This is a genomic window from Tychonema sp. LEGE 07196 (genome assembly GCF_963890365.1).
In the GTDB taxonomy this organism is placed as follows: domain Bacteria; phylum Cyanobacteriota; class Cyanobacteriia; order Cyanobacteriales; family Microcoleaceae; genus Microcoleus.
On the sequence record NZ_CAWPRX010000117.1, the window covers coordinates 1 to 7,981 of the forward strand.

Below are 7,981 nucleotides of genomic sequence, written 5' to 3' on the forward strand. Positions count from 1 at the left end.
TTTTGTTGCGAATCATAACTGGTTCAACTCGGGCTCAACTGCTTGCCCGGTAAAGGTTTCATCCTATTTTACCTTTTTTTGTCTACCCCCTTGACAATTTGCACTTTTTCTTAACTTGTCACAAATGACCCAGATGTGTTAGCTTTCGCAACTAGCGAGGAACGTGCAGTCATTACCGAGAACCGAAAAGATTTCTTTCGGCTGCACCGCATACAGCCCCGTCATGCCGGTATTATAGCCTGTACGAACGATCGCGATTGGGAAGCTCTGGCTAACCGAATCCACATTGCGATTACAGCAGCAGAATCTTTGCAAGGCAAACTGATTCGCGTTGTGCGTCCTTCCAAGTAACTTATAGCCTTTCAAGCGAAAGATGAGGTATGCCGAGGTATGCTGCAACCCTTACATTGTCAAGCTTTTCATGGCAAAACAGGTACCTCACCTTTTAGAGAAAGGCTATATGCGCCCCCGATCGTACAATTTTCTGAACCAATAATAACTCTTATCGGTTTCTGTCCAAAAACAAAAACCGGGCAACTTCGCAGCTACCCGGCTATTCAAACTTTAGACTTCAGATAAATCTCAAATCTCAAACCTAAAATTATTAAACAGCGACAGTCTTCTTAGTAGAAGAACTCAATTCGCCCTTAGCATACTTAGCTGCGAAATCGTCCAAAGAAACTTGCTTGATCTTTGTACCTTGACCGGCGCAACCAAAAGAGTTGTAACGATCGCTACAAACCTTCTGCATATACTTGATCGACGGCTTCAAGAAGTGGCGCGGATCGAATTCTTCGGGCTTAGCAAACAAAGCTTCGCGCACCGCAGCGGTAATCGCCAAACGGTTGTCAGTATCGATATTGATCTTGCGAACGCCGCACTTGATACCCTTTTGGATTTCTTCCACAGGTACACCGTAGGTTTCGCGGATTTTGCCGCCGTTGCTGTTGATGATTTCCAGCAATTCTTGGGGTACAGAAGAAGAACCGTGCATTACCAAGTGAGTATTCGGCAAGCGGCGGTGAATTTCTTCAATGCGGCTGATTGCCAAAATTTCGCCAGTCGGCTTGCGAGTGAACTTGTAAGCGCCGTGGGAAGTGCCGATCGCCACTGCGAGAGCATCAACGCCGGTTTGCTCAACGAAATTAACAGCTTCTTCGGGATCTGTCAGCAATTGATCGTGGGAAAGCGCACCTTCAAAGCCGTGGCCGTCTTCTGCTTCGCCCATTCCTGTTTCCAGAGAACCCAAGCAACCCAGTTCGCCTTCAACGCTAACGCCGATCGAATGAGCCACTTTCACAACTTCGCGAGTAACTTCAACGTTGTACTCGTAGCTGGCCGGAGTTTTAGCATCAGCTTCCAGAGAACCGTCCATCATCACGCTGGTGAAACCTTGGCGCATGGCAGAATAGCAAGTGCCGGGGGCATTGCCGTGGTCTTGGTGCATACAAATGGGAATGTGAGGATAGGTTTCAACTGCCGCCAAAATCAAATGGCGCAGGAAATTTTCCCCAGCGTAGGAGCGAGCGCCGCGAGAAGCTTGCAAGATCACAGGGCTGTTGGTTTCGTCAGCAGCGCGCATGATGGCTTGGATTTGCTCCATGTTGTTGACGTTGTAAGCCGGTAGGCCGTAACCGTTTTCAGCCGCGTGGTCGAGCAGCAGTCGCATAGGTACAAGCGCCATAGATATTCCTCCTAGTTATTTGTGTTTCTGGGCCGTGAATTTTAGACAAGCTCAATTCTTACGATAATCTTAAGACAATTTGTAGCCGATCGCGCATTAACTTTCCAAATTTCTACTTAAAAGCTCAAAAAACAAAATTTCGAGCTCCGAGCATTCAACTCGAAACTCAAAATTCTAGATTTTTAATGGGTCGCCCGGGATTTGAACCCGAGACCAATCGGTTAAAAGCCGAATGCTCTACCGCTGAGCTAGCGACCCGTGTAAACGTTGTTACCGCAGACAATTTCTAACAGTAGCACCCATCATTTAAAATAGCAAGTGTTTTTTAGAAAAAAGTTGCAGTCATCCGCACGATCGTCTCACAAGTCGCTCCCGGCTGCAAATAAATCAAGTGTTCGCCAGTGTTTAGAGCATTTCCTGGAGCAGTCCAAGGTTCCAGACAGTAAAAATCCTTGCCCTCGATCATCCAGAAGATCAACTTCCCATAGCTGGAATTGTAACTGAGGGTTAGCCGCAAGCCCCGTGCCGCGTCAGTAACAATAGCAGCAAGACCCGTGAGTTCATCAAAGGAAATATCTATTTCATCCAGTGTCGGGTCAAAAACCCCCGTGAAATAACCCTTAGAGTGGGTATTCCGATCTCTGTACTGCATCCCCGGAATCTGAAAGCGCAGATTTGTCTTGTCGGGAGCGAAAAAGTAAGGGTGCAAGCCGCTAGAAAAGGGCATGGGCTCGACACCAAGATTGGTGTATTCCTGCACAATTTCCAAAGAATTGCCTTTAATTTGATAAGTAAAAGCTAGCTGGAAATCAAACGGATAAACAGCTTGAGTCTTCTCGTCGCTTTTAAGCACTAGGGTAAGAGCCGCGCAACCCTCCGTGACTTGTTCCGTCGCCGTCCAAGGCAAATCGCGAGCAAAGCCGTGTCGTTCGAGCTGGCGCGAGACTCCTTTGTAGGTGTAGGTCTTGTCGGCGAGATTGCCGCAGATGGGAAACAAGATGGGAATCCCGCCGCGTACAGTTCGATCGGGATTGGCGAACCGTTCCGCGTCCAAGTACAACATTTCTTTGCCTTCAACCAGCCAGCTAGTGGCAATACCGCCCCGTTCCGGCACAACTTCTAGAGTAGAGTTAGCGGTTTCGTCGGAGAGGATATAGGTTTTATACTGCTTTTGCTTCAGCGCGATCGCAAACACATTTGTCATCGGTAGTAGGTCGTCGATCATTGGTTCTTAGTAAATCGGTCGTAATTAGTCGCTGCTAGTTGATTTTTGCCCATTACCGCCCCTTTTTTACCCCTGTGCATCATAGATCCGACCTTCATAGGCCGTCCCCATCCTCGCAGTTATTATAGGAGGCAGCGCGATCGGCTGCTTAGACCGATCTCTGCTGGTGTCTGGAATGTTCCTGCGTGTCTGCTGCTCTGTGACCCCGACTTTGAAAGATAGAGCCCGAGTCGGGGGAAGATAGCTTTGGGGACTCATCGCCCCTCCTTGACTCCCAGATAGGGGCGCAATAAACGGTTCTTTGATGAATGGCTCTTTGGTAAACGGATCTGCTTCCCGGTTAGGATTTTGAGGTTGAGTGTGGTAGATGCGCGGCGGCAAATCTTGATTTTGAGGCGGGCTTGACTCAATTGCAGGCCCAGCGCCGTTCTGAAATAATGAGGAGTTGTCCGGCTGTTTGGGCGCTGCAGGCAAAGCTGGCAAAATCGGAGTAGGTTTGGATTGTGCTGGGTCTGGCAGATTGCTTTCACCTGCTGTTTTGGGCGAATTCAGCCCTGGCCCGTCGATACCGCTCTTGGCTGGGGACAATGGATAGTTTGGAGTTTTTGGTGTGATTCCTGAGTTAATTGTGGCATCTAGAACTACAGAAGATCGCATTGGGCGATCGAAAATACTAGAAATTTGTTCGACGTGTTTGAGAATCCGATCGCCCGCCGCCCCATTCACAACCGAAGGCTGAAACTTTTTCACCTCCACAGGCAGAAATTCTACCTTCATATTCCTGTCTTTGAGCGATACTTTCAAGACTGCAGTATCGTAATCGCTGCGAGCATTCGCGCCGAATATAAAATCACCAAGCGAGTAAACAATTGGGCGGCCTTTGTAAACTTCTGCACCTTGGAGGACGTGGGGGTGGTGTCCCACTACCAAATCTGCTCCTTGGTCGATCGTAAACCGAGCCAAATCAATTTGCCAATCTCCCGGATAATCTGCCAACTCAACTCCCCAGTGGTAATTAACAATAATCCAGTCTACCTGACCCCTGAGAGCTCGAATATCCTCTGCCACGCGATTGTTGCGGCGGGGATTAGTACCAGCTTTCCCTTGGTCGGCAGAGTTAAGGTCGGTATCATAATAACTGAGGTAAGCGATCCGCTGACCCTTCACCTCAATAATATCTGGACGCCTAGCTTCTTTAATATTTTTACCGGCTCCCAGATGCCCAATTCCAGCATTATTTAGAGTATTTATAGTCTCCACCAGCCCCGGTTCCTCGTAATCCATAGCGTGGCTGTTTGCCAGATTGACAAGATCCACTCCTCCCGCTGTTAATATTTTCACCAATTCTGGATCGGCTTTAAAATTTAATTGTTTTTTATTCTTGGTCAAGGTAGAGGTAGTCAGGGGATTTTCTAGATTAACCATCGACACATCTGCTTGCCGGTACTCGTCCATATTGGCAAAAGCCCAATCATAATTGTTACCGGCAGATGCTCCGATCGCATCCGATAGATTCACATTTCCCCCGAACATCAGCGTTACGGTGGGATCGTAGGGATTAGCAACCTGCTTTTGTTGCACTACTGGTACTACTTCCAAAGCCGCTTGCACCGAATCTGGACGTTTGGGAGGCGGCCCCGAAATTAGCCCAGCTTGCTGGTACGGCGAGACTGGAGATACTAACCGCACGGCCAGAGCCTCGTGGTAGCTCACCCAGCACCCTAAAATAAATGAAGCAAGTGCCGATCCCACTAGCAGTAGAGAACGATACGTTTTAAATTTAACCCAATCTATGACGAATAGGGAACGATCGCGCCGCTGCCGCCGATTTGCCGGAGTCACAATTCGCACTGACTGTTTCCAGAGAATCTCTGGTTCTCCCGCCAACCGCGCATGAATTCGCACCCCTTCTACTGCTGGGGAGTTGAGTCTCCAGACTTGGTGACAAATAAATTTGACTAAGCTTTCCCGGAGAGTGCTCCCCAGTAATGTAGTATCCGGCGCAAATTCCCGCTGGAATTCTACTAAGATTTGGACGCAGCCGGCTTGAGCTTGTTCGACGCGAGCATAAATCCCTTCGGGTCTGAGCAAGCTGTCAATCCAGTAATTCAGGGCTTGAAAGTTGCCCGATCGCGCTAGTTCCAACATAGACGGCTGCGACCAATTTTCTGCATATACCATAAATTATCCTCCTTAACACATCGATAACTTTAATTTGTTGTCAACTACCAGCCACCGCCGGCCGAGTACCGCTGCATGGTGGGGGCGCAGCATCTGAACTCCACCGCAACTCCAAAAACCTCGAAAGGATTGCTGCTTTGGCTTCAGTGTCCGACACATTAGGGGAGTGCTCAGAATATCCCCGTACCCCTCGAATCTTCCCGGACAAGCAGCTTTGTATATATTGCAATATTTCTGCTTCCGGCGCGATCGGCATCAAGTTCAAACCCTCGACATTCACAGCGAAAAATTAGCTTTTTCTGCGGTCGCTCGGTCTCAGAGGTCTGCCCAGAATTCGAGCAACTAAAGCGAGGTATAGCCTTTCTGTGCTCTCATATGAGGTACGCGGGATAGGGCCGAAGAGCATTGGGCCCAAGAGCATTGGGCCCAAGAGCATTGGGCCCAAGAGCATTGGGCTTTCCTCACAATGCTCGATCGCCGCTATATAATGCACCTAAATTTAGCTATTTAGCCAATAAACGCAGCCTTTCGGCAGACATAAATGTGCAATTATAGTAACAACTATTTAGCTATTTATTTAATAGGCTCTTCCTTTTTGTTGCTCGTAATTTTGCTAAATGCGATTTAAATCTATCCGGTGGCTCGGTCATATATTTGAGTTTAATTAAGCTATTAAAATTGGCACTATTACTCGCTATCTGGTGTTTGCATCAGCAATAATAAATCGTCTTTTTTGTCCCGACTAGACGATTAAAATTCGCGAAGCCGAACGGTTATTTTTACGCTGAAAAAACTGTTTGACCTGTCGATCGGATTTAGCTTTGTGCAGTTCCACCTTGACCGAAGAGAAACTAGACTTGTTTGGCAAATCTGTTTCGAGGCAAAGATATCTCAAACCCGCGTCCACACCATAAATTCTAGTGATATTTAGTGGATCGAGAGCAGGCATTTTAAGCTGTAGATTTACCATCAATTAATCAGTCTTCGAGAATTTCCGACAGACAATCTTCGCAGCACCGATATCCTTGCACTAAGCAATCAGATAGATGTGCTGGTTGTAGCCGTCGGGAGGACAATTCGACCATCTAGCGTGTGAATACTGACTTGACGCTCGGTTTTAAAGTCGCAGTCACGCTGGTAGTTGAGCGTGCAAGTCCCGGAGGTGTACTTTGGAGCTTTGTCGAGCCCCTGGTATCGCCGTTTGGTATGCCGGTTCTCGATCGGTTCGCCTCTAATCGCTAAGGGGCTTTCCTATTTTGCTTAACTTTACTCTACAGCGTCTTAAAGTCGCGGTCACTTGTTCGATCGCAATTTCTTCCCACAGTCCGAACTGTTTTGAAGTCGCGGTCTGAAACTGTTGATTTTCCGTTGGTGATTGGATTGCCAGATCGCCCGAAAATCCTTATGATCAGGTGGGATATCAACAGCTCGATCGCAAAATTATACTATGTGAAAGCGGTCTGTGCAATCATCGCAGAGCATTTGTGAGCTGCCTCAAGCACCGCGACAGGGAGATCGAGTGACGAAGAGTTTTATCATGTCGGCTCGATTAACCGCAGTAAGATTCGATCGCGCGTGCGGAATGCAGGTATTGCAGAACTGAGCGGACGGTCATCCGCACGCGCGAACTGTGTTTATTGTCGCTTGCTTGGTGTCTCTGAGGGTTCGATCGCTCCCTCAAATCCTGATTCTGGGATGTATTGTGGCAAATGCGTCTGGCGAGAGATGTCGGTGGCTGCAAAATCTGCGATCGGATAAATGGCGTACTAGATAGATTTAGTGGTAAAATCAAATTTAGTAACACCCATCGGTGTTGAAGTTTCAAAAAAACGTGAAACTGGCTCGTCAATATGGCTGCCTTCCGATGTCAAACCCAAAGTACGTTACGGAACAATTGGCATAGGAGTCCAGTCCTTATAGGACGGCTTTCATGATAAGTTACGTATTGTTGATTAGCCAGATGTCACAATCCGGTCTCAACTCTATAAATCCCAAAAATCTCAAATAGGTTGGGGCATCCACTATCGGAATAGGCAATATCAGGCAAGCTGTGCTTGCTGAAAGCTATTTGAAATCCAGAATCCCTATGCCTTGAGGTTGGGGATTATGTCAATGTAAACAGGCAATCTTTTTAAGCAAATACACTGCGCAGGAGAACTGACAAATGCTACAGCGCAAAATCTATCAACTCTGTTGTGATGGTCGTGAGGTTTCTATTTTTCTTCGAGATCAGCAACGTTGGATAGAGCGCGCTCGTATCCTAGATATTGAAGGGGATCTAGTCACGCTGCGCTACGAAACCGACGAAGAAGACGAAATTAGCTCCTGGGAAGAAATGGTGCGTCTAGAAAGTATTGGAGCTGTATCCCAGAAGTTGGCTTCGGTGTCGAGAACTAACTGCGAACCCCTAGTTTCTGACGATTGTCCCGAAGCGGAACAAATTCGCAATCATTACCCCGACTCGAATTTAGATTAGTTTTGAGCTCGCGCTTGAAGCAAAAATAAGATTTGGGGGAAAATCAAACGATTTTTCTCCCTTTTTTCTGGAAGAATTACCAAAAAATTGGGTTTAAGGAGAATATTTCTTGCCTCTGTTTTTTGATAAAATTTTGGGGACGCTGCGGGGATCAAGGTATCACAAGAAAAAAAAGATTTTTGTGGGACGGACAGGGGAGCATCTGGGGCTTTGTAAAAAGCATTTTTTGATGATAGTGCTGTCCCCGCTCTCGTATCTCGTATTGTACTCGCGATCGGAGACAGCACTATAAATACAAAACACAGATGCTCCCACGGACACGGCGCTAGCCTGTCTTAAGCTGTTGTGCAAATAAACATTGTATATTTCGACGATCGATCGATCAAAAATCTTCTCCCCCTCTCCCCCTCCCCCC

The 7,981-nt window shown here is 47.4% G+C and carries 8 protein-coding genes and 1 tRNA gene; 2 read left to right on the top strand and 7 right to left on the bottom strand.

The features are described from left to right. Positions 1-135 precede the first annotated feature (135 nt). Positions 136-351, top strand: a complete 216-nt coding sequence (locus tag AACV78_RS14310; protein WP_194012839.1) for a DUF5615 family PIN-like protein — start codon at positions 136-138, stop codon at positions 349-351. 253 nt (positions 352-604) lie between these two features. On the opposite strand, the gene fba is transcribed toward AACV78_RS14310, so the two are convergent. The 7 genes from fba to AACV78_RS14345 all read right to left on the bottom strand — a co-directional run bounded on the left by fba (position 605) and on the right by AACV78_RS14345 (position 6,882). Further along, entirely contained in the window at positions 605-1,684 is a 1,080-nt protein-coding gene (gene fba / locus AACV78_RS14315; RefSeq protein WP_194012838.1) for a class II fructose-bisphosphate aldolase, read from the bottom strand. A 186-nt stretch (positions 1,685-1,870) separates the two neighbouring features. Further along, positions 1,871-1,942, bottom strand: a tRNA-Lys gene (locus AACV78_RS14320). A 67-nt stretch (positions 1,943-2,009) separates the two neighbouring features. Continuing rightward, the gene (locus tag AACV78_RS14325; protein ID WP_194012837.1) at positions 2,010-2,909 is read right to left on the bottom strand and encodes an aldose epimerase family protein; all 900 of its coding nucleotides are present in this window, start codon (positions 2,907-2,909) and stop codon (positions 2,010-2,012) included. A gap of 66 nt (positions 2,910-2,975) precedes the next feature. Beyond that, on the bottom strand, positions 2,976-5,090 hold the full coding sequence (locus tag AACV78_RS14330) for a CapA family protein (RefSeq protein ID WP_194012836.1): 2,115 nt from the start codon (positions 5,088-5,090) through the stop codon (positions 2,976-2,978). Between the two features lie 40 nt (positions 5,091-5,130). After that, positions 5,131-5,370 (bottom strand): hypothetical protein, encoded by a 240-nt coding sequence (locus AACV78_RS14335; RefSeq protein ID WP_194012835.1) that lies wholly within the window; start codon positions 5,368-5,370, stop codon positions 5,131-5,133. 462 nt (positions 5,371-5,832) lie between these two features. Next, positions 5,833-6,039, bottom strand: coding sequence for a hypothetical protein (locus AACV78_RS14340; RefSeq protein ID WP_194012834.1), 207 nt, complete (start codon positions 6,037-6,039; stop codon positions 5,833-5,835). Between the two features lie 600 nt (positions 6,040-6,639). After that, entirely contained in the window at positions 6,640-6,882 is a 243-nt protein-coding gene (locus AACV78_RS14345) for a hypothetical protein (RefSeq protein ID WP_194012833.1), read from the bottom strand. A gap of 372 nt (positions 6,883-7,254) precedes the next feature. Here AACV78_RS14345 and AACV78_RS14350 point away from each other — a divergent pair, with 372 nt between their 5' ends. Beyond that, on the top strand, positions 7,255-7,566 hold the full coding sequence (locus tag AACV78_RS14350; protein ID WP_106148100.1) for a DUF6679 family protein: 312 nt from the start codon (positions 7,255-7,257) through the stop codon (positions 7,564-7,566). Positions 7,567-7,981: the final 415 nt, after the last annotated feature.